This window comes from Acidovorax sp. Leaf73 (genome assembly GCF_916855635.1).
GTDB classification, from domain to species: domain Bacteria; phylum Pseudomonadota; class Gammaproteobacteria; order Burkholderiales; family Burkholderiaceae_C; genus Acidovorax; species Acidovorax facilis.
On the sequence record NZ_CAKASI010000005.1, the window covers coordinates 1 to 20,715 of the forward strand.

Here is a 20,715-nt window from a genome sequence, read left to right on the forward strand (position 1 = left end):
TCTATGAATTCGCCGAGCTGTTCCTCGAACAGCCCAGCACCAAGTTATGCCTGATGACCATAGCAAGTTGGTACCACTCCTTCCCATCCCGAACAGGACAGTGAAACGACTTTGCGCCGATGATAGTTCGGGTTCCCGTGTGAAAGTAGGTCATCGTCAGGCTCTTACAGCCCAAATCGCCCTTCTGCTCAATCGAGTAGAGGGGCGTTTTGCTTTGTGACTCAAGAATTCTTTTTCCTGCCCCTTTCTATGCAGCTCCAGGATATTTTGTATTCCCAAGGTTTTGGCACCCGCCGTGTCTGTGCGGGGCTGGTTCAGCAGGGCTGGGTTTCTATACGCGGGTCATCATCTGATACTCAGGATTACGAGCCGTGCGTCGATGCGACCGCTGAGCTGGACCCAGAAGGCCTGCAGTTGCAGGTACAAGGCATCAATTGGCCCTACCACGCTAAAGCCTATGTGCTGCTGCACAAGCCGGCGGGGACAGAGTGCTCTCAAAAACCCTCAACCTATCCCAGCATCTATACCTTGTTGCCAGCCCCTTTGCGGCAGCGGCCAACAAAAAGCGCGGTGCAAGGGGTGCAGGCCGTAGGACGGCTGGACCAAGACACCACCGGGTTGCTGTTGTTGAGCGATGACGGGCAATTCATTCACCGCATGAGTTCGCCCAAGAAACATGTGCCCAAGGTTTATCAGGTCACTACCAAACATCCAGTCGATGAAAAACAGATATCGAGCTTGTTGGCGGGGGTGGTTCTGGACGATGACCCCAAGCCTGTAAAAGCGGCGGCTTGTGAGCAGACTGCGAGCCATCGGCTGGACCTCACCCTGACCGAAGGCAAGTACCATCAGGTCAAGCGCATGCTTGCTGCCGTCGGTAATCGTGTAGAGGGATTGCATCGGTCGCAGATCGGTGCTCTGGTGTTGCCCGCTGACCTGCCTCCTGGGGCATGGAAATGGCTCAGTCAGGAGGATCTGTCCTTGCTGGTTCAGTCGTCCTGAAGGGTATGGACCCGATGGTGAAGCGCTGCTTGGTGCGCGATCTGGCTAAGCGAAGCGACCGTTACACCTCTGAAGAGATCCGATGATGACGAGAGCGTGGTGGCGAATGCGCTGACTTGACGAATCCATGATGAGCCCCAGTGGTTGCCAGTCGAGTGAGGTGCTCTTTTGCTCGTCGAAATTCGTTCCACATCAAGAATGTTACGTGTTCTCCCCCAAGGTATTGGTAAGTGCACAGCTACACTTCTTGGCTGTGTTGAAAGTGGTTCTGTGAAGATTTTCTCGATTGCACGCGCGTGCGCTGTCTTGGGTGGGCTGTGGATCTCAATAGGGGGGGCACTGGCTGCCGCGCCTCCACTGTTTGTGCTGAACTCCCTCGAAGCCAATGTCAGTGTTATTGACCCGGTGACATGGACCGAGACGGCCCGCATTCCGACGGGCAAGGAGCCGCACCATCTGTATCTCACGCCGGATGAGAAGTCGATCATTGTGGCCAATGCGTTGGGGGATACGCTTACGTTCCTGGATCCGCGCACTGCGCAGATTCAACGCACGGTGCGGGGCATTGTGGACCCCTACCACCTGCGGTTCACACCCGACATGAAGTGGTTTATCACCGCTGCCAATCGTTTGAACCATGTGGATTTTTACCGTTGGGACGGGAAGGAGTTGACCCTCGTCCAACGGGTGGCCACCTCCCGGACTCCCAGCCATTTGTGGATCGACAGTCGCAGCACCACGGTGTATTCCACCATGCAGGATAGCGATGAGCTGGTGGCCATCGATATCGCAACGCAGACGATCAAGTGGCGCACCAAGACGGGTGCTATGCCGGCGGACGTATATGGCAGCCCAGACGACAAGCGCCTTTTTGTGGGCCTGACCGGTAGCGACAGCGTGGAGGTATTTGACGTCTCGGGACGCGAGCCCGTGAGCATCAAGAAGATCAAAACGGGCAACGGTGCCCACGCCTTTCGCGCAGCCGGCGACGGGCGCCACCTGTATGTCAGCAACCGGGTAGCCAATTCCATCAGCAAGATCGACATGACTACCCAGCAGGTTGTCGAATCCTATCCGGTACCCGGTGGGCCGGACTGTATGGAAGTGTCGGCCGATGGCCGCTTCATTTATGTGAGTTCCCGCTGGGCTCGCAAGCTCTCTGTGGTGGATACCGAGGCGAAGAAGGTCGTGCGGCAGGTCACTGTGGGCAAGTCGCCCCATGGCGTATGGACGTTGCAACACGCGCCCCGCTGATTGGCGATGGTATGCGGGCGTCGGCGCCTCGCAGGGGAGTGTCTCTGCGATTTTCTTTTGCTATTTATTTTGTAGCTATTAGCGTTTTTGTATCCAGCGCTAGTGCTCAAAAAGACTGTAAAAAGCCTCTCTATCTGACCTTCGATACTGGCCATATGGCCGTGGCGCCTTTGGTCGCCGACGTTCTCGCACGCCAGCAGGTACGCGTGACGTTTTTCGCCGCCAACGAACGCACCCAGGAAGGCGATGGCAGCCTGGGCGACCACTGGGCTTCCTGGTGGCGCGCACGGGCCGCAGAGGGACACGAATTTGCATCCCACACCTGGGACCACACCTATTGGCGCGCGGATCTGGGATCGGCTCAGGCCCCTTCGTTCCGCGTTCGACCGTCGGCCGGGCCGCGCGCTGGGCAGGATTTTGTGCTGACGGCAGCCGGTTACTGTGAGGAAATCGCTCGGGCCGCAGATCGGTTGAAACACGTGACCGGCAAAACACCCTTGCCCCTGTTTCGCGCCCCAGGTGGAAAGACTTCGCCGCAGTTGCTTGCCAGTGCCCGCGCATGTGGGTACACGCATGTGGGGTGGTCACCGGCGGGATTCCTGGGCGATGAGTTGCCCAGTGAAAAGGCCAGCAACACCGCGCTGCTGAACAAGGCTTTGCGGGATGTGCGCAGCGGCGACATTCTGCTTGCGCACCTGGGGATCTGGTCACGCAAGGATCCCTGGGCGCCTGCCGTGCTGGAGCCGCTGATCGTCGGGCTGAAGGAGCGCGGATTCTGCTTTCGCACGCTGCGAGAACACCCTGACTACGCGCCGTTGGTGAGGCGCTGAATGCAGTGGTGGAGGCGAGGCAAATCGTGGGGGCCGTTCGGAGCAAGGGCGTGTGTGGTGAGAGATAGACGGAGCATGACGGAATGGGTTGGCTAGGCAATGGGTTTGATGCGGCTCAGCAATGGCTTTTCGAGAGCCTGTTGCAGCCGGTGATGTTCGCTGTAGGCCTGGGCAACCAGCTCGAAAGTGGCTATGAGGCCTCTGGATGGATTCTGGTGGGGCTGCTGCAGCTGGTGGTGATCGCGGCAGTGATTGGCCCATTGCAGCATTGGCGGCCGGTGGAGGCGGTGACCGACCGCGCGACGATCCGCACCGACATTCTCTACACGCTGATTCACCGGCTGGGGCTGTTTCGCCTGGGTCTCTTCCTCGCGGTGGACCCGTTGATGGATTCCATCTTTGGGGCATTGCGAGTGGCTGGCATCAGCACCTTCCAGCTTGATGGCCTCTGGCCTGGGTTCACCGACGTACCCTGGGTCAGCCTGCTGCTGTACCTGGTGGTGTTCGACTTCGTGGACTACTGGATTCACCGGGGGCAGCACCACTTTGAATGGTGGTGGCGCCTGCATTCCTTGCACCACGCGCAGCGCCAGATGACCATGTGGAGCGACAACCGCAACCATCTGCTGGACGACGTGCTGCGCGACACCATCTTGGTGGTGGTGGCGCAGCTCATCGGTGTGGCACCTGGACAGTTCATCGCTATCGTGGCCATCACGCAGCTCAGCGAGAGCTTTCAGCACGCCAATGTGCGCCTGTGGTTTGGGCGCTGGGGCGAGCGGCTGTGGATCAGTCCGCGGTTTCACCGGCTGCACCACAGCATCGGAATTGGCCATGAGACCGTCAAGCCATTGTCAGGGGAGGCTGCTGCGCAGGGCGCCAGATACCGCGTGGTGCTGGGCGGGCACAACTTCGGCGTATTGCTGCCCTGGTGGGACATGCTGATGCGCACGGCCAACTTTGAATTGCGTTTTGATCCCACGGGCGTGCGCGATCAGGTGGAGCCGGGGCCAGACGGGCGCTTGCGCGACTATGGCAAGGGCTTTTGGTCGCAGCAATGGCGGGGTGTTCTTAGGCTGCTGGGCAAGGCCTGAAAGACCCTCCACGCGGTCAAGAAGGTATGCTTGTCGGCATGGGACTTTTGCTTGATTCTTTCTGGCGTGCTGCGGCCTATTGCCTGCGGCCCCGCGTCATGGCCCTGTCCGTTTTGCCGTTGCTGCTGATGGTGGGGCTGGCGTTGGGGCTGGGCTATTTTTATTGGGACGGAGCCGTGCAGGGCATGCGCGCGCTGCTGGATGCCTCTCCGCTTCTGGCCAGCTTCTGGAATTGGCTGCAAGGGTGGGGGTTGGGTGATGTCACCTCCGTCGTGGCGCCCCTCATGGTGGTTTTGGCGGTGGCTCCGGCTTTGGTGGTGGTCTCGCTGCTGGTGGTCGCGGTCCTCATGACCCCCGCATTGGTGGCGTTGGTGGCGGATCGGCGTTTCCCTGTGCTGGAGCGCAAGAAGGGTGGCTCCTTCATCGCCAGCGTGGCCTGGTCGGTCAGCTCCACCGTGCTGGCATTGATTGCCTTGGTGGTGTCGGTGCCCCTGTGGCTGGTGCCACCCCTGGTGCTCATCCTGCCCCCCTTGATCTGGGGGTGGCTGACCTACCGCGTGATGGTGTTTGATGCGCTGGCTGACCATGCCAGCAAGGAAGAGCGGCAAGAGATTTTCCGCCGCCACCGCAGCAGCCTGCTGGGTATTGGCATTCTCACCGGCTACCTCGGGGCGGCGCCTAGCATCGTGTGGGCCTCAGGCGTGGTCTTTGCTGCGGCTTTTTTCATTCTGGTGCCGCTTGCGATCTGGATCTACACCCTGGTTTTTGCGTTCTCTTCCCTCTGGTTCACCCACTATTGCCTGGCAGCCCTGGAGCGCTTGCGCGCAGAGGGCACAGGGGTAACACCCGTTGAAGTGTCTACACCGAAGGCTGCAGACGCGGGGGAGCCCGCGCATTCCGCGCTGCCGCCTGCGGCGTCGCCCACTGCTGTTCTTTCTGCCCCCCCATCTCCTGCCAACGGAAGCCCTGCACCATGATCCCATCTTTCGGTCTGATCATCGTGGGTGATGAAATCCTGTCTGGCAAGCGTGCCGACAAGCACATGCCCAAGGTCATTGAACTGCTGTCAGCGCGAGGGCTTTCGCTGACCTACGCCGACTACGTGGGCGACAACCCGGACCGCATCACGGCCACGCTGCAGCGCGCTTTTGCGTCGGGTGACGTGGTGTTTTCCTGCGGTGGCATTGGCGCAACGCCGGACGACCACACCCGCCAATGCGCCGCGCGCGCCCTGGGCCGGGACCTGGTACTACACCCCGACGCTGAGGCTCTGATCCGCGAGCGCATGCAGGACGTGGCCCAGGAGCAGGGTGTGACGTATGAGCCGGGCCGTCCCGACAACGTGCACCGGCTCAACATGGGGGTGTTTCCGGCAGGTGCCCACATCATTCCCAACCCTTACAACAAGATCCCCGGGTTCAGTTGCGAGGGCAGTCGTGGAGGGGCCGTGCATTTTGTTCCTGGATTCCCTGTCATGGCCTGGCCGATGATCGAGTGGGTGCTGGACCAGCACTACGCAGCGTTGTTCAACCGCACGCCACAGACCGAGCAGTCGGTGGTGGTCTATGGGGCCATGGAAGCGGCTTTGACGCCCCTCATGGAGCGCATCGAAAAAACGCACCCGAACATTCGGGTGTTCAGTTTGCCCAGCGTGGATCATCCACAATACGGGCGGCATATTGAACTGGGTGTCAAAGGTCCTGCCCCCCTCGTTCCTGCTGCATGGCAGGATCTGAAACGGGGGTTGCACGAATTTGGTGCAAATTGCGGCCCTGAATTGGTGCGCAGCTTGTGATGCCCTGGGTTGATAGCAGGTTTGCCCTAAATTGGTGCGGTTCGGTGGGTGCGCCCTCGGACTGCAGTCCTTAGTGCTCCTTCATAGTGCGGCGGCTGCACCCAGCTGGCACGCAAACTGCTTTTATTTCAGCAAATTCCTTTTTTCAACAAGCGCTTTATCCAGGAGAACCTGATGGCCAAGACCGTTGCAGACGTGATGAAGATGGTGAAGGAGAACGAAGTCAAGTTCGTTGACTTCCGTTTCACCGATACCCGTGGCAAGGAACAGCACGTGACCGTGCCTGTGTCCCACTTCGACGAAGACAAGTTCACGTCCGGCCATGCATTTGATGGCTCCTCGGTAGCCGGCTGGAAGGGCATCGAAGCCTCGGACATGCAACTCATGCCCGACCCCAGCACCGCCAACATCGACCCCTTCTTTGAAGAAACCACACTGTTCCTGCAGTGCGATGTGATCGAACCCGGTGACGGCAAGGCCTACGACCGCGATCCACGCTCCATCGCCAAGCGCGCTGAAGCCTACCTCAAGGCCTCCGGCCTGGGCGACACGGCGTTCTTCGGCCCAGAGCCAGAATTCTTCATCTTCGACGGCGTGCGTTGGTCCAACGAACCCGGCAAGGTCATGTTCGAGATCGAAGAGTACGAAGCCCCCTGGAACTCGGGCGCCAAGCTCGAAGGCGGCAACCGTGGTCACCGTCCCACCGTCAAGGGTGGCTACTTCCCAGTGCCTCCCGTCGACAGCACGCAAGACATGCGCGCTGAGATGTCCCTGATCCTCGAATCCCTGGGCATCCCGGTCGAAGTGTTCCACCACGAAGTGGCGGGCGCTGGGCAGAACGAAATCGGTACGCGTTTCAGCACGCTGGTCGAGCGCGCCGACTGGACGCAGGTCCTGAAGTACGTGGTCTGGAACGTGGCCAACGCCTACGGCAAGACCGCCACCTTCATGCCCAAGCCCTATGCTGGCGACAACGGCTCCGGCATGCACGTGCACCAGTCCATCTGGAAAGACGGCAAGAACCTGTTCGCTGGCGACGGCTATGCCGGCCTGAGCGACTTTGCGCTGTACTACATCGGCGGCATCATCAAGCACGCACGTGCCCTGAACGCCATCACCAACCCCGGCACCAACTCCTACAAGCGCCTGGTGCCTGGCTTTGAAGCCCCTGTGAAGCTGGCCTACTCGGCCCGCAACCGCTCGGCCTCGATCCGCATTCCTTACGTGGCTAACCCCAAGGGCCGCCGCATCGAAGCGCGTTTCCCCGATCCATCGGCCAACCCATACCTGTGCTTCTCGGCACTGATGATGGCGGGCCTGGACGGTGTGGAAAACAAGATCCATCCCGGCGAAGCCGCCACGAAGGATCTGTACCACCTGCCACCCGAGGAAGACAAGCTGGTGCCCACCGTGTGCCACAGCCTGGACCAAGCGCTCGAGTATCTGGACAAGGACCGTGGTTTCCTTACCAAGGGTGGCGTCTTTACCGACTCCATGCTGGATGCCTACATCGAACTCAAGATGGGCGAAGTCACGCGTTTCCGCATGGCACCTCACCCTGTCGAGTACGACATGTACTACTCCCTGTAATCGCCTGCCTGCAGGCCAATACCCTCACAAAGGCGGCCCCGGCCGCCTTTTTTTATTGCGCTCAAGGATCGGGTTTCGCTGAAACGGAACCACTGGCTGGGCCGTTGCATCCTTGTACAAAGCCCTGTGCGGGGCTGCTGGTGTTGGATTGGCGATGTGTGGTGATTGGGGGATACTCCCCGAACCCCTGCATGGCAGTGCGAGGAAACCGAATGAAGAAAACGCTCATCACCCTGTTACTGATCGCCGCGACGGCTCCCGCCGCATGGGCGCAAGACCGCATCTACCGTTGCGGCAACGAATACACCAACAACGCCCAGCAGGCCAAGGAGCGCGGCTGCAAGCTGGTTGAGGGAGGCAACGTCACCGTGGTCCAGGGCACCCGACCTGCAGGCGCAGCAACGGCAGCGCCAGCGGCGGGAACCGGGGCTGGGGCGGGCACAGCTCCCGCCGCATCTCCCCCGTCTGCACCCCGTGTCGCCACCAACGACCAGAAGGCCCGCGATGCCGATGCCCGTGCCATCCTCGAATCCGAGTTGCGCAAGGCCGAGGCGCGCCACGCCGAGCTGGTGAAGGAATACAACGGTGGCGCGCCGGAGCGCAATGCGCTCGACCTGCGCAACCCGCAGCGCTACATGGAGCGCACGGCAGAACTCAAGGCCAGCGTCGCCCGCAGCGAAAGCGATATCGCAGGCATCAAGCGCGAAATCGCCCGTCTTCCGGCCAACTGAATCTCTTTCCCTCGTTTGGCACGCGTGTGAGTTCCTCACCCTTCACAGAAGCCCCAGCCTCCGACACGGGGCGCTTTCATTCGCTGGACCTGATGTCCACCCTGGTGGCGGTGCTGCGCGCCGATGGTGCCGTGCAATTCGCCAATGCAGCGCTGGAGAACGCGCTCGGCCTGTCGCGCCGCACCCTGGAGGGGGTGGACTTCTCCACCTTCTTCACCGACCCCGCCTTGCTACAGACCGCATTGGCGGGCACGCGGGGCAAGGACTTCGCGGCCCTGCGGTATGAAGCCAGCCTCAAGCGCCAGCACCAGGACCCGGTGCCCGTGCATGTGAGCGTGGCCGATGCCGAGCAGGTCGGCGAAATCCTGGTGGAGCTGTGGCCGCTGGAGCAGCAGGCCCGCCAGGACCGCGAGGAGCGCTTGCTGGACCAAGCCCAGGCCAACAAGGAGTTGATCCGCAACCTGGCCCACGAGATCAAGAACCCGCTGGGCGGGATTCGCGGTGCTGCGCAACTGCTGGAGATGGAGCTTGAAAGCCGCGAACTGACCGAGTACACCCAGGTCATCATCCACGAGGCCGACCGCTTGCAAAGCCTGGTAGATCGGTTGCTGGCACCCCATCGCCATCCCCACCTGGTGGGTGACGTCAATATTCATGAGGTGTGCGAGCGCGTGCGGTCTCTGGTGCTGGTGGAGTACCCCCAGGGCCTCAAGGTGCTGCGCGACTACGACACCTCGATCCCTGAGTTCCGGGGCGACCGCGCCCAGCTCATCCAGGCGCTGTTGAACATCGTGCAGAACGCAGCCCAGGCGCTGACCGAGCGCATCGCAGAGGGTGAGGCGACGATCACACTGCGCACCCGTGTTGCGAGACAAGTAACGTTTGGTCGCCAGCGCTATCGGCTGGCACTGGAATTGCATGTCATCGACAACGGACCGGGCGTGCCTGATGCGATCAAAGAGCGGATTTTTTACCCTCTGGTATCGGGTCGGGATGGCGGGTCAGGGCTGGGGCTCACGTTGGCGCAAACCTTCGTGCAACGCCACCACGGGTTGATCGAATGCGACAGCGCGCCGGGTCGCACCGACTTCCGAATCCTGATTCCCTTGCCTTAAAAAAACGCATGACGGTCCCTGACACGCAACCACAGGGAAGGTAAGAAAAACATATGAAGCCGATCTGGATAGTAGATGACGACCCCTCGATCCGCTTCGTCCTCGAAAAGGCGCTGGCCCGCGAGAACCTGCCCACGCGCAGCTTCACGCACCCCCGCGAAGTGCTGGACGCGCTGGCCGATATCACCCCCGGAGACCCGGCGCGGCAAGGCCCCCAGGTCCTGGTAAGCGACATTCGCATGCCTGGCGGCTCCGGCCTGCAACTGCTGGAAAAAGTGCGCGAACTGCAGCCAGGCCTGCCCGTCATCATCATGACGGCGTACTCCGACCTGGACAGCGCCGTGTCGGCCTTCCAGCGCGGCGCGTTCGAGTATCTGCCCAAGCCATTTGACCTGCCCAAGGCGGTGGAGCTCATCCGCCGCGCGGTCGAAGAAAGCCAGCGCGAGGAAGTGACCGAAGAGCGCCAGGCCGAAGCCCCGGAGATGCTCGGCCAGGCGCCCGCCATGCAGGACGTGTTCCGCGCCATCGGCCGCTTAAGCCAAAGCCAGGTCACTGTGCTCATCACCGGCGAATCGGGCTCGGGCAAGGAACTGGTGGCACGCGCGCTGCACAAGCACTCGCCGGTCGCAGACGGGCCCTTTGTCGCCATCAACACGGCGGCCATCCCCAAGGACCTGCTCGAATCTGAACTGTTCGGTCACGAGCGCGGCGCCTTCACCGGCGCACAGACGCAGCGGCGCGGCCGCTTCGAGCAGGCCGAGGGCGGCACGCTGTTCCTCGATGAAATCGGCGACATGCCGTTCGACCTGCAGACGCGCCTGCTGCGTGTGCTGTCGGACGGCCAGTTCTACCGTGTGGGCGGCCATGCGGCCGTGAAGGCCCATGTGCGCGTGATCGCTGCCACCCACCAGGACCTGGAGCGGCGCGTGAAGGAGGGGGGCTTTCGCGAAGACCTGTTCCACCGTCTCAACGTCATCCGCCTGCGCCTGCCCGCGCTGCGCGAGCGGCACGAGGACGTGCCTGTGCTCACCCGCCATTTCCTGCAGCAAAGCGCGCGGCAACTGGGTGTGGAGCCCAAGCGCATTGCCGACTCGGCCATCGCACGGCTGGAGCAGTTCGCCTTTCCGGGCAATGTGCGCCAGCTGGAGAACATCTGCCACTGGCTCACGGTGATGGCGCCCGCCCAGGTCATCTCGCTGCAGGATCTGCCGCCCGAAGTGCTGGAGGCGCCCCTTTACCAACCCGCTCCCCGACCCGGCAGTGATCCGTCTGCGGCGGTAACTGCCGTGCACGCCGTTGCTGCCCCAATGCCAACCCCTGCGCCGGCGGTGGAGCTGGTGGGAGGGCTGCCACAATCTGCCACTGTCGCCACGCAGCCCCTGGTGGGCGGTATTGCGGCCTCTGCCACCCCGGCGCTGGGCGCTACGCCCCACTGGCCCGCCGAGGCGCAGATGGCGACGGGTTCGGGCGGCATAGCTGCCACCGTTGGCACTGCGGCGACCTGGGAGCAGGCGCTGGAGACCGAGGCGCAGAAGCTGCTTGCGGGCGGCCAGCCCGAAGTGTGGGACGCCCTTACGCGGCGGTTCGAATCGCGCCTGATCCGCACCGCGCTCACCGCCACCCATGGGCGCCGCATGGAAGCCGCGCAGCGCCTGGGCATTGGTCGCAACACCATCACACGCAAGATCCAGGAGCTGGGCCTGGATGCGCCCGATGAGGCATAAAAATAACCTCTAGCGCTTGATGGTAAAGCGTTAGGAGCTATAAATTTTGTAGTGCTCGAGGTGGGTCTGTCTTGGCGGATGTCGGGGCAGGCACACCTCCCAATGTCCTACAAGCAGGCCCTCCTTGGGCCGACCCAGCCCTCCGGGAGTGACTTCAACAATGAAGGCACTGTCAACCAACCGGAGAGCTTCTATGTCGGATTTCAACGATGCCAACCGTGACCCTTTGACCAATGAACCGGGTTCCCATCCCGTCGGAACCGGGGTCGGTGCTGCCCTGGGTGGCGCCGCTGCGGGTGCCGCAGCAGGTGCCTTTGGCGGCCCGGTCGGCGCAGCCATTGGCGGCGTGGCCGGTGCGGTAGCCGGCGGCCTGGCGGGCAAGGCTGCCGCCGAGGCTGTCAACCCCACCGAGGAAGATGCCTACTGGCGCGAAAGCTTCCACCGCGAGCCTTATTACGTGGGTGGCCGCACCTACGAACAATACCGCCCTGCCTACGAACTGGGCTGGTCGTCGGTGGGCCGCTATGAAGGCGATTTTGAGGCGGTGGAACCCCGCCTGGCCGATGACTGGCGGGCGCGCCATTCGGACGGCCTGGCCTGGACGGATGCCCGCCCCGCCGCCCGCGCCGCCTGGGAACGGGTCTCGCGCTCCAGCCTGAACGACGACCGCCCTATGGATGTCGTGGACAACGAAGACGTGGTGGATGTTCTCAACGACCTGCTGGAGTCGTCCCGCGATGGCGAATACGGCTTCACCGCCTGCGCCGAGCATGCCGACTCTGCCCAGCTCAAGAGCGTGTTCCAGCGCCATGCGCGCGAATGTGCGGCCGCCGCTGTCGAACTGGAGCACGAGGTGCGTCGCCTGGGGGGCGAGCCTGCTTCAGGCGGCACCGTGGCTGGCGCGCTGCACCGCGGCTGGGTTTCGGTGAAATCCGCACTGTCTGTGCACGACGACAAGGCCGTGCTGCAGGAATGCGAACGCGGCGAGGACGCTGCCGTGGCCCGTTACCGCAAGGCCCTGAAGGCCACCCTGCCGCTGGATGTGCGGGCCCTGGTAGAGCGCCAGTCGCAGGGCGCGCAGCGCAACCACGATGAAGTACGTGGCCTGCGCGACACGTTCGCCAATAGCTGATAGGGCACAGCTTGCGCGCTGGGGTTTCGTTCAGGGGCTCACGGCGCGTCGCAAGTCATAGGCCATAGGCCGCCAGGGACTTTTGGACGCAGGTTTCTTGCGCGCCGATTCCCCAAAAACAAAGGCTGCAAGGATTTTCCTTGCAGCCTTTTGTGTATGCCGGGCGTCCAGCTTGTTGTCGCACGGCCCGCGTCGCCAAGGGTTGTTATGCCATGGTGAGCACCACGGGCGCGTGGTCGCTGGGTTGTGGGTTCTTGCGGGGGGCGCGGTCTACCGTGCAGGCGGTCACACTCGCACGCAGTGCATCGCTTACCAGAATGTGGTCAATGCGCAGCCCCCGGTTCTTCTGAAACCCGAGCATGCGGTAGTCCCACCATGAGTAGCTTTTCTCGGGCTGCTCGAACATGCGGAAGGTGTCTGTCAGGCCCAGGGCAATCAGGTCCTGGAAATGCTGACGCTCTTCCACCGTGTGGTGGATGGTGTCTTTGAGCCCCACCGGGTCGAACGAATCGCGGTCTTCGGGCGCTACGTTGAAGTCACCCAGCAGCGCCAGGCGCGGGTGGGCCAGCAGCTCTTCACGCAGCCAGCGATGCAGCGCCGCAAGCCACAGCATCTTGTAGGCAAACTTCTCCGATCCCGGGGCCTGGCCGTTCACGAAGTAGCAGTTCACCAGACGCAGTTCCCCGTCGGGCGTGTCCAGCGTGGCGGCAATGACGCGGGCCTGCTCGTCCGTGTGCCCGGGGATGTTGCGCACCACGTCGCGCATGGCGTGGCGGCTCAGGATAGCGACGCCGTTGTAGGTCTTCTGGCCAAAAGTCACGGCCTCATAGCCTGCCTCCTTGAACGTGTCGTGCGGAAATTTGTCGTCGGTGAGCTTGAGCTCTTGCAGGCACAGCGCATCGACCGGGTTGGCCGCGAGCCAGGCCAGCACCTGGGGCAAGCGGATGGTGAGGGAGTTGACATTCCAGGTGGCGATTTGCATGTTTTTTGCCTCCAGCGCTTGATGGGTAAGCGCTAAGTGCTATCAATTGATGAGCTTTGCGTTCCGGAGCCGTGTCAACCTGCGCGCACGTAGGTCACAAAGCTGAAGGGCAGCCCCTTGGTGCTGACGTGGCGGCTGCGTGCGGATTCTGTCCACGGCGCACCCAGCGTGGGCGCGTAGGCATCCCCGTCGAAATCCTGGTCGATCTCGGTCACTTCCAGGCGGTCGGCCAGGGGCAGGGCCTCGGCGTAGATCTGCGCGCCGCCTATCACCCACACCGTCTGATCGGCAGGTGCCTGCTGCAGCGCATCCTGCAGGCTGGTGGCGCGCACGGCGCCCTCGGCCTGCCAGTCGCCCTGGCGCGTGACCACGATGTTGGTGCGGCCGGGCAGGGGGCGAAAACGCGGGGGCAATGAGTCCCAGGTCTTGCGGCCCATGATGACGGCGCAGCCCTGCGTGAGTTGCTTGAAGTGCGCCATGTCCTCCGGGATGTGCCATGGGATGGTGTTGTCCTTGCCAATGACGCCGTTGGCGGCGCGGGCGTAGATGAGGTGCAGGGGCATGGTGGGGCTTCCTTGTTTCAGATATGCAAGGCGGCGAGGGCGCCCACGCCCAGGCCCACGGCAGCCACGCCGTACATGCCGTACTCCAGCCATTTTTTCTTGGTCAGCAACGCAATGGCGGCCAGGGCGATCGCCACCTGCAGCGCCGTGGTGGCCTGTGCCCAGCGGTGGTGCTGGTGCATCTGGGCCTCGCTCTTGCGGTCGAACTCATGGGCGTCGGCTTCGAGTTTTTCGGCCACCACCTTGATCTCGTTTTTCTCGGCCTCGTAGCGCTCCACCTTGGTCTGGTAGCCCGCCTTGCGGTCATCGGGCGCCAGGTCGCGGGCCAGCTCGGCCAGGGATTGCTTGGTGCTCTTGGACTGGAAGTAATTCCACTGGTTGGATGCTTCGGTCTTCTTGATGGCTGCGTCGTTCTTGAGCAGGCCGGCATTGGCTTGCGTGGCGCCGCCCATGTAGGCAAAGATGGCACCCACCGTGGCCACGATGGCGGTAAACATGGCGATCTTGTTCATCGACGAGTTGCTGTCGGTGCCATGCGTTGCAGCGTGGTCGCCGTGGGTGGCATGCTCCACCGCGTGGTCGTGGGGGCCGTGTACGTGAAATCCGCCGGAAGACATGGATAAAAGCTCGTGGTGTTGGGTGGAAGCGGGCAAGGCGCTGTTGACTCTGCCCTTGGGACTCAAGAGGTAGGGGGTACCAAAGAGGGGTGTCGGCTGATCAAACGGCCACAGGAGCCTTGATGGCGGGGTGGCACTGGTAGTCCAGCACTTCAAAGTCTTCGTACTCGTAGTCAAAGATGCTGTCGGGCTTGCGTTTGATGTTCAAGACCGGGTAGGGGTAGGGCGTGCGCGCCAGCTGGGTCTGCACCTGCTCGTGGTGGTTGCTGTAGATGTGGCAGTCGCCGCCCGTCCAGATGAAGTCGCCCACATCCAGGTCGCACTGCTGGGCCACCATGTGGGTCAGCAGTGCATAGCTGGCGATGTTGAAGGGCACTCCGAGGAAGATGTCTGCGCTGCGCTGGTACAGCTGGCAGCTCAGCGTGCCGCGCCCGCCGGGTTCTTGTGCCGGGGCCACGTAGAACTGGAAGAACGCATGGCAGGGCATGAGCGCCATCTTGTGCAGCTCGGCCACGTTCCAGGCGCTCACGATGATGCGGCGCGAGTCGGGATTCGTTTTGAGCGTATTGATCACGTCGCTGATCTGGTCGATGTGGCCGCCGTCCGGCGTGGGCCAGCTGCGCCATTGCACGCCGTACACCGGGCCCAGGTCGCCGTCCTCGCGCGCCCACTCGTCCCAGATCGTGACTCCGCGCTCTTTCAGCCAGTTGTTGTTGCTGGAGCCCGTGAGGAACCACAGCAGCTCCTGGATGATGGACTTGAGGTGCACCTTCTTCGTGGTGACCAGCGGAAAGCCTTCTTTCAAATCAAACCGCATCTGATGACCGAACACGCTGGTGGTGCCGGTGCCGGTGCGGTCGGATTTGTGCGCCCCATGGGTGAACACGTGGCGCATGAAGTCTTCGTATTGCGAGCGGACGGGGCGGGCGTGTTCTGTCATGGCGGTTGGAAGGCGAAAGACTCGATTTTAGGGGGGCGGCTGTCGGCAGGAACCGGCTAAGCTCGCAGACCTTTTCGCCCAGCTGCCCTTTTTAGAAAGAAGCCCCCGATCATGCGCCCTGTCTCTCCAGCCCCTTTGTCACGCGCCGTGCTGGCCGCTCTTGCGTTGGCGGTGCTGCTGCCGGGTTGCGTGGGCACGGTACCCACCGCGCCCACTGCGCCGCGCAAGGTCGCGCGTCCTGTGCCCAACGACGTACCTGCCGCGCCCGCCAATCCCTGGGGGAACCTGCAAACCCAGGTAGGCAATTATCCGGTCGGGGGCTCAGACTTCCTGCGTGCCGGCCCGCTGGCCGAGCGGCTGCGTGGGCTGCTCGGTCTCGCCAACTACAACGTGCTGCTGGACAACCTGCAGGTGAGTGGGCCGCTGCGGCAAGACGGCTCCATGCTCTACATCACCGGCAACCGGCCGGACGCAGGCGACACGGCGGCCGCCGCCATCGTGATCCACGCCGCCACCGACACGGTACGCGTATGGCTGCTGACCGGCGGGGAGGAATGGGACGTGCAGGACCTGGGGACCCCGAAGACCCTGCCGGCCCACGTTGCCACGATGATGGAAAACGCGCGGCGCTGAGCGCGCAGCCGACCTGTCCGCGTGGTGGCGTGCCCAGGATCTGGGCGGGAATGTGTTTCTATAATCGAGAATCATTCTCAAAAAGGCCGTCACGCCATGTCTGCCGCTCATCCCCTGCACGCGCTCTACAGCCACCACCACGGATGGCTGCAGTCCTGGCTGCGCCGGCGGCTCGGTTGTGCCGACGATGCGGCCGACCTGGCGCAGGACACCTTCGTGCGCCTGCTCGCACGGCCGACCGCCATCGCCCCCGACGCGATGCGCGAGCCGCGCGCCTACCTGACCACGGTGGCACGCGGGCTGCTGGTGGACTTCTGGCGCCGGGGTGAACTGGAGCGCGCCTACCTGGCAGACCTGGCCCTGCAGCCCGAGGTGCTGCAGCCATCCCCCGAAGAGCGCCTGGCCGCCGTGCAGATGCTCCACGCGGTCGATGCATTGCTGCAGGGCCTGACGCCCAAGACGCGCGCAGCGTGGCTCATGAACCGGCTCGATTGCCTCACGCATACAGAGATTGCCGAGCGACTGCAGGTGTCGGTGCCCCGCGTGCGCCAATACCTGGCCAACGCCATGCGCCACGCCTACCACCTGCGTTTTGGCGGCGCGGCGTGAGCAGTGCGGGTTGGACCACGGGCGGCCCACCTAGCGGTGCAGGCGACGACCACCCCGTGCCGCCTGCCGTGCTGGAGGCCGCCATCGGCTGGCAACTGCGCCAGGGCGAGGGTGATAACTCGCCGGCGGACGCCCAAGCCCTGGCCGACTGGCTGGCCGCACACCCCGACCATGCCCGCGCCTGGCGCCAGCTGGGCGACATCGACCATCACTTGGCCCGCGCCGCCGCAGGTCCCGGAGCCCGCGCAGCGTTGCTGCTGCCACCGCGCCGGCGCCGTTCTGCCCGTGTGGCGGGCGCCGTGCTGGGACTGGCATTGGCGGTGGCCTGCGGGGTGCTGGTGCTGGACCGCTACCAGCCCGTGGACCAACTGCTGGCCGACCACCGCACCGCCACCGGCGAGCGCCGCACCATCGTGCTGCCCGACCAGACTGTGCTGCACCTGAACACCCGCAGCGCTGTGGACATCGTGTTCAGCCAAGACCAGCGCGCCATCCACCTGCGCGCGGGCGAGGTGGCCGTGGAAACCAGCCATGCCGACCCGGCTGAGCGGCGCCCGTTCGTCGTGCTGACCGAGGACGGCAGCCTGCGCGCCCTGGGCACCCGCTTCACCGTGCGCCGCTGGACACAGGCGCACACCGCTGGCAGCGATGGGGCGCAGGGCCGTGGCGCGCCCGCCACCGAGGTCGCGGTCACCCAGTCGGCCGTTGCGGCCCGCCCGGCGAACTGTGCGGCAGCAGCGTCCGAGCCGTGCAGTGCCGAGCGCATCGTGTCGGCCGGGCAGGGCGCGCGGCTGGAGGGCGGGCGGGTGGACCCGTGGGTGGCCCCGCCCGATGCCGACGCCTGGAAGGACGGCATGCTGGTCGTGGACAACCAACCCTTGGGCGAGGTGGTGGCCATGCTGGCGCGGCACCGGGTCGGCCACCTGGGTGTCGACCCCCGTGTGGCCGGGTTGCGTGTGACGGGCACGCTGCCCCTGGCGGACACCGACCAGGCCCTGCTGGCGCTGACCGCGGCCGTGCCGGTGGAGGTGGTCTGGACCACGCGCTGGTGGGTCACGCTCAAGCCGCGTGCTGCGCCCTGAGGAGGAAAATATAAGGAAAATCGGCCGCTACCGCTTGATGGGCAAGCGCTGGCAGCTATCAAAAAATGAGTGACTTGGTGCGGCTGATCGACGTTTCCATTCAGTTCAACCCAGATCAACCCAGATCAACCCGCCGAAGCAGATCAACCCAGATCGCCGCTGCCAGCTGGCACCCCATCCACCAACGATGCCGGCCCGAAAAAGAAATTGTCCCGGCCCCCTCTCACTTTTCGGCACCCGTTCGGCAATCAGACAGAGACCGTGCATCGGCGCGGTTGCCCCTCTTTTCTGACGTGACCGTTTCGGAGTCTGACCCATGCCCTCTGCTGTTCTCCCCTTCCCGCTGAACCCCTGCGCCGCGGCGCTGCTGCTCGCGTTGGGGGCCTCTGTCGTGGCCGCACAGCCAGCCACGGCAGAGGCCCCTGTGGCCACGGCCAGCGCTGCGGCAGTGCGCGACTACGACCTGCCCGCCGGGCCATTGGGGGCGGCCCTCAACCGCATCACGCGCGACGCAGGCCTGGCCCTCACCGCCGATGCGCAGTTGGTGGAAGGCCGCAACGCGGCGCCCGTGCGCGGCCGCTTCGATGCACCCGAGGCACTGCGCCGCGCGCTGGCGGGTTCGGGGCTGGAGCTGCGGCAGGCCACGGGCGGCGTCTTCACGGTGCGCGAGGCATCGCGCCCTGCAGCGCAGGAACCCCGGCTCAGCGATGCCGCCACCCTGGGCGCCGTCACCGTGACGGCCAGCGCCGAGTCAGCGCCCGGCGATTTGCTGCCCGCCTATGCCGGCGGCCAGGTCGCCACGGGCAGCCGGGTCGGCATGCTGGGTCAGCAGAGCCTGATGGACACGCCGTTTCACATCACCAGCTACACGGCCGAACTCATGCAGGACCAGCAGGCGATCACCGTGGCCGATGTGCTGGCCAACGACCCGTCCGTGCGCACGGTGTCCTACAGCCTGACGAACGCTGCTGCGGGGGGCGACATCTTTCTGATCCGCGGCTTCTCGGTGCAGGACTCCGTGCTGTTCGACGGCATCGGCGGCATCGCCACCAACCGTGCCGTGGCGGTCGAAGCGGCCGAGCGCGTCGAGGTGCTCAAGGGCCCCAACGCGCTGCTCAACGGCATGGCGCCTGGGGCGGGCGGCGCGGTGGGCGGCGCCATCAACCTGGTGCCCAAGCGGGCGGGCGATGTGCCGCTGACCCGCCTGACTACCACTTACCTGTCCAAGGGCAACCTGGGCGGCCACCTGGACGTGGGCCGCCGGTTCGGCGACGACCACCAGTGGGGTGTGCGCTTCAACGGCGTCTACCGTGACGGGAAGACCGCCACCCAGGGCCAGTCCGTCGAGCTGGGCGCTGCGGCGCTGGCCGTGGACTACCGGGGCAGCCAGTTGCGGGCCTCGGTAGATGCCGGCCACCAGACGATGAACAACGAAGCGCCGCAAGGCGCCGCGGGCTTCGGCATCGACGACGCCATTGACATCCCCAGGCCGCCCCGGGCAAGCCATCGCATCGCGCAGGACTGGGAGTTCGCCAGGTCGCAGAGCAACTACCTGTTGGCCAAAGCCGAGTACGACCTCACCCCGGACTGGACGCTCTCTGCGGCGGCCGGTGGCAGCCACACGCGGTCTCGCTACCTCGCCACCGACGTGTTCGTGACCAGCGTGCAGGGCGATGCGCAGGCCACCGCGTACTTCTGGCCCAACTGGACGAACTACCGCACCGTGCAAGGCGGCCTGCAAGGCACGGTGCGTGCCGGCGAGCTCACGCACCGCATCCACCTGCATGCGTCGTACCTGAAGAAGGACAGCGGCTTCACGGCGCAGTACTACGGCTTCGACAGCTTCGCCACGAACATGTATGCGCCCGCGGCTACCGCGCGTCCGTCCATCGACGGTTTCTCATCGCGGCCGCCACAGACCGATTCCTTGCAGTTGCCGTCTGTGGCGCTGTCAGACACCGTCTCGCTGTGGCAAGACCGCCTGGCCGTCACCCTGGGTGCCCGCTACCAGCGCGTGAAGGTCGTCAAGTACGACACCACCACCGGGGCCGGCAGCACCGCGTACGACGAGCACGCGGTGACGCCGGCGCTGGCGGCGGTGTTCAAGCTACAGCCGCACGTATCGCTCTACGGCAATTACATCGAAGGGCTGGTCCAGGGCGATTCAGCGCCACTGGGCACCACCAATGCCGGACAGGTGTTTCCGCCGGTCCGGACGAAGCAGCGGGAGGTGGGCGTGAAGGCCGATTGGGGCCGCTTCAGCACCACGGCGAGCCTGTTCCACATCCAGAAGCCGAGCGGGCTGGTGGCGTCCAACGGCGATGGCACGTTCACCTACCAGGTCGGTGCAGAGCAGCGCAACCGCGGCGTTGAACTCAATGTCTTCGGCGAGGTGGCCCGGGGCACGCGCCTGCTGGGCGGCGTGACCTTCAACGATGCCCGGCTGACCAAAACCGAAGGCGGCACCTACAACGGCAACGCCGCACCCAATGTGTCGCGCTGGCAGCTCAACCTGGGCAGCGACCACGACGTGGCTGCCGTTCCAGGACTGACGCTGTCGGCCCGCATGATCTCCAGCAGCGCGCAGCATGTGGACGCCGCCAACCTACGGCGCATTCCGGGCTGGACGCGCTGGGACATCGGTGCCCGCTACAAGACCCGGGCGTGGAGCCGGCCGCTGGTGCTGCGCGCGGGCGTGGACAACCTGTTCAACCGCAACTACTGGTCCAGCGGCTCCGGCAACTGGCTGTATGTGGGAAGTCCTCGCACGGTGACTCTCTCTGCCACGGTGGATTTCTGACGGGAGCAGTGCTGCCGTGGGCGGACGGACAAATGGATGGAGGAGGGGGTAGTGGTGTCTTCCCCGGTGGGCCTTGGTGCACGAAATATGGATTAAATGGGCCTCTACCGCTTGATAGATAAGCGCCAAAAGCTATTGATTTGATAGTGATTTGGGGCATCCGCGACTAACCGTGCTGGGGGTCCGGCCCCTCTCTTCCTGGTCGGTTAGATACCCTGTTGA

At 64.1% G+C, this 20,715-nt stretch carries 19 protein-coding genes and 1 rRNA gene; 16 read left to right on the forward strand and 4 right to left on the reverse strand.

Going from position 1 to position 20,715, the window contains the following annotated elements; all coding sequences use genetic code 11:
- The first annotated feature begins 49 nt into the window (after positions 1 to 49).
- The 12 genes from rrf to LPA35_RS16610 all read left to right on the forward strand — a co-directional run bounded on the left by rrf (position 50) and on the right by LPA35_RS16610 (position 12,267).
- A 5S ribosomal RNA gene (rrf, locus tag LPA35_RS16555) occupies positions 50 to 162 on the forward strand.
- Between the two features lie 87 nt (positions 163 to 249).
- Positions 250 to 1,002: a 16S rRNA pseudouridine(516) synthase gene (locus tag LPA35_RS16560; protein WP_121505928.1), complete on the forward strand. Its 753-nt coding sequence runs from the start codon at positions 250 to 252 to the stop codon at positions 1,000 to 1,002.
- Positions 1,003 to 1,272: 270 nt separating this feature from the next.
- Positions 1,273 to 2,256 carry a YncE family protein gene (locus LPA35_RS16565; RefSeq protein ID WP_121420589.1) on the forward strand — a complete coding sequence of 328 codons (984 nt, stop codon included), beginning with the start codon at positions 1,273 to 1,275 and terminating at the stop codon, positions 2,254 to 2,256.
- A gap of 11 nt (positions 2,257 to 2,267) precedes the next feature.
- Positions 2,268 to 3,086 carry a polysaccharide deacetylase family protein gene (locus LPA35_RS16570; RefSeq protein WP_228898410.1) on the forward strand — a complete coding sequence of 273 codons (819 nt, stop codon included), beginning with the start codon at positions 2,268 to 2,270 and terminating at the stop codon, positions 3,084 to 3,086.
- 83 nt (positions 3,087 to 3,169) lie between these two features.
- The gene (locus LPA35_RS16575; protein ID WP_228897708.1) at positions 3,170 to 4,180 is read left to right on the forward strand and encodes a sterol desaturase family protein; all 1,011 of its coding nucleotides are present in this window, start codon (positions 3,170 to 3,172) and stop codon (positions 4,178 to 4,180) included.
- A gap of 38 nt (positions 4,181 to 4,218) precedes the next feature.
- Positions 4,219 to 5,157: an EI24 domain-containing protein gene (locus LPA35_RS16580; protein WP_228897709.1), complete on the forward strand. Its 939-nt coding sequence runs from the start codon at positions 4,219 to 4,221 to the stop codon at positions 5,155 to 5,157.
- On the forward strand, positions 5,154 to 5,975 hold the full coding sequence (locus LPA35_RS16585) for a molybdopterin-binding protein (protein WP_228897710.1): 822 nt from the start codon (positions 5,154 to 5,156) through the stop codon (positions 5,973 to 5,975). The genes LPA35_RS16580 and LPA35_RS16585 overlap by 4 nt, the downstream gene beginning before the upstream one ends.
- A gap of 174 nt (positions 5,976 to 6,149) precedes the next feature.
- Positions 6,150 to 7,565 carry a type I glutamate--ammonia ligase gene (gene glnA, locus LPA35_RS16590; RefSeq protein ID WP_121420585.1) on the forward strand — a complete coding sequence of 472 codons (1,416 nt, stop codon included), beginning with the start codon at positions 6,150 to 6,152 and terminating at the stop codon, positions 7,563 to 7,565.
- Between the two features lie 212 nt (positions 7,566 to 7,777).
- Positions 7,778 to 8,296 (forward strand): hypothetical protein, encoded by a 519-nt coding sequence (locus LPA35_RS16595; RefSeq protein WP_055397181.1) that lies wholly within the window; start codon positions 7,778 to 7,780, stop codon positions 8,294 to 8,296.
- A gap of 92 nt (positions 8,297 to 8,388) precedes the next feature.
- Complete coding sequence (glnL, locus tag LPA35_RS16600) at positions 8,389 to 9,411, forward strand: nitrogen regulation protein NR(II) (protein WP_228898411.1); 1,023 nt, start codon at positions 8,389 to 8,391, stop codon at positions 9,409 to 9,411.
- 53 nt (positions 9,412 to 9,464) lie between these two features.
- Positions 9,465 to 11,135: a nitrogen regulation protein NR(I) gene (ntrC, locus tag LPA35_RS16605; protein WP_228897711.1), complete on the forward strand. Its 1,671-nt coding sequence runs from the start codon at positions 9,465 to 9,467 to the stop codon at positions 11,133 to 11,135.
- A gap of 193 nt (positions 11,136 to 11,328) precedes the next feature.
- Positions 11,329 to 12,267, forward strand: a complete 939-nt coding sequence (locus tag LPA35_RS16610) for a PA2169 family four-helix-bundle protein (RefSeq protein WP_055397175.1) — start codon at positions 11,329 to 11,331, stop codon at positions 12,265 to 12,267.
- Between the two features lie 205 nt (positions 12,268 to 12,472).
- Here LPA35_RS16610 and xth read toward each other — a convergent pair whose 3' ends face one another.
- From xth to LPA35_RS16630, 4 genes are all read right to left on the reverse strand, one after another.
- Positions 12,473 to 13,249 (reverse strand): exodeoxyribonuclease III, encoded by a 777-nt coding sequence (gene xth / locus LPA35_RS16615; protein ID WP_228897712.1) that lies wholly within the window; start codon positions 13,247 to 13,249, stop codon positions 12,473 to 12,475.
- A 74-nt stretch (positions 13,250 to 13,323) separates the two neighbouring features.
- Positions 13,324 to 13,812, reverse strand: a complete 489-nt coding sequence (locus LPA35_RS16620; protein ID WP_055400409.1) for a dihydrofolate reductase — start codon at positions 13,810 to 13,812, stop codon at positions 13,324 to 13,326.
- 17 nt (positions 13,813 to 13,829) lie between these two features.
- Entirely contained in the window at positions 13,830 to 14,429 is a 600-nt protein-coding gene (locus tag LPA35_RS16625) for a DUF4337 domain-containing protein (RefSeq protein ID WP_218300360.1), read from the reverse strand.
- A 100-nt stretch (positions 14,430 to 14,529) separates the two neighbouring features.
- Positions 14,530 to 15,369 (reverse strand): thymidylate synthase, encoded by an 840-nt coding sequence (locus LPA35_RS16630; RefSeq protein WP_228897713.1) that lies wholly within the window; start codon positions 15,367 to 15,369, stop codon positions 14,530 to 14,532.
- 111 nt (positions 15,370 to 15,480) lie between these two features.
- Between LPA35_RS16630 and LPA35_RS16635 the strand changes: the two genes are divergently transcribed.
- The 4 genes from LPA35_RS16635 to LPA35_RS16650 all read left to right on the forward strand — a co-directional run bounded on the left by LPA35_RS16635 (position 15,481) and on the right by LPA35_RS16650 (position 20,493).
- Positions 15,481 to 16,002 carry a hypothetical protein gene (locus LPA35_RS16635; protein WP_176886432.1) on the forward strand — a complete coding sequence of 174 codons (522 nt, stop codon included), beginning with the start codon at positions 15,481 to 15,483 and terminating at the stop codon, positions 16,000 to 16,002.
- Positions 16,003 to 16,098: 96 nt separating this feature from the next.
- Entirely contained in the window at positions 16,099 to 16,611 is a 513-nt protein-coding gene (locus LPA35_RS16640) for a sigma-70 family RNA polymerase sigma factor (protein ID WP_228897714.1), read from the forward strand.
- A complete protein-coding gene (locus tag LPA35_RS16645) occupies positions 16,608 to 17,693 on the forward strand; it encodes a FecR family protein (protein ID WP_228897715.1) in 1,086 nt (361 codons plus the stop codon). The genes LPA35_RS16640 and LPA35_RS16645 overlap by 4 nt, the downstream gene beginning before the upstream one ends.
- Before the next feature lie 316 nt (positions 17,694 to 18,009).
- Positions 18,010 to 20,493, forward strand: coding sequence for a TonB-dependent receptor (locus LPA35_RS16650; protein ID WP_228897716.1), 2,484 nt, complete (start codon positions 18,010 to 18,012; stop codon positions 20,491 to 20,493).
- The last annotated feature ends 222 nt before the right edge of the window (positions 20,494 to 20,715 follow it).

Bases quoted from the DNA above. Each gene is read 5' to 3' on its own strand.
- LPA35_RS16560 (WP_121505928.1), top strand. From the start codon at position 250: ATGCAGCTCCAGGATATTTTGTATTCCCAAGGTTTTGGCACCCGCCGT.
- LPA35_RS16570 (WP_228898410.1), top strand. From the start codon at position 2,268: ATGCGGGCGTCGGCGCCTCGCAGGGGAGTGTCTCTGCGATTTTCTTTT.
- LPA35_RS16575 (WP_228897708.1), top strand. From the start codon at position 3,170: ATGGGTTGGCTAGGCAATGGGTTTGATGCGGCTCAGCAATGGCTTTTC.
- LPA35_RS16580 (WP_228897709.1), top strand. From the start codon at position 4,219: ATGGGACTTTTGCTTGATTCTTTCTGGCGTGCTGCGGCCTATTGCCTG.
- LPA35_RS16585 (WP_228897710.1), top strand. From the start codon at position 5,154: ATGATCCCATCTTTCGGTCTGATCATCGTGGGTGATGAAATCCTGTCT.
- glnA (WP_121420585.1), top strand. From the start codon at position 6,150: ATGGCCAAGACCGTTGCAGACGTGATGAAGATGGTGAAGGAGAACGAA.
- LPA35_RS16595 (WP_055397181.1), top strand. From the start codon at position 7,778: ATGAAGAAAACGCTCATCACCCTGTTACTGATCGCCGCGACGGCTCCC.
- glnL (WP_228898411.1), top strand. From the start codon at position 8,389: ATGTCCACCCTGGTGGCGGTGCTGCGCGCCGATGGTGCCGTGCAATTC.
- ntrC (WP_228897711.1), top strand. From the start codon at position 9,465: ATGAAGCCGATCTGGATAGTAGATGACGACCCCTCGATCCGCTTCGTC.
- LPA35_RS16610 (WP_055397175.1), top strand. From the start codon at position 11,329: ATGTCGGATTTCAACGATGCCAACCGTGACCCTTTGACCAATGAACCG.
- xth (WP_228897712.1), bottom strand. From the start codon at position 13,249: ATGCAAATCGCCACCTGGAATGTCAACTCCCTCACCATCCGCTTGCCC.
- LPA35_RS16620 (WP_055400409.1), bottom strand. From the start codon at position 13,812: ATGCCCCTGCACCTCATCTACGCCCGCGCCGCCAACGGCGTCATTGGC.
- LPA35_RS16625 (WP_218300360.1), bottom strand. From the start codon at position 14,429: ATGTCTTCCGGCGGATTTCACGTACACGGCCCCCACGACCACGCGGTG.
- LPA35_RS16630 (WP_228897713.1), bottom strand. From the start codon at position 15,369: ATGACAGAACACGCCCGCCCCGTCCGCTCGCAATACGAAGACTTCATG.
- LPA35_RS16635 (WP_176886432.1), top strand. From the start codon at position 15,481: ATGCGCCCTGTCTCTCCAGCCCCTTTGTCACGCGCCGTGCTGGCCGCT.
- LPA35_RS16640 (WP_228897714.1), top strand. From the start codon at position 16,099: ATGTCTGCCGCTCATCCCCTGCACGCGCTCTACAGCCACCACCACGGA.
- LPA35_RS16650 (WP_228897716.1), top strand. From the start codon at position 18,010: ATGCCCTCTGCTGTTCTCCCCTTCCCGCTGAACCCCTGCGCCGCGGCG.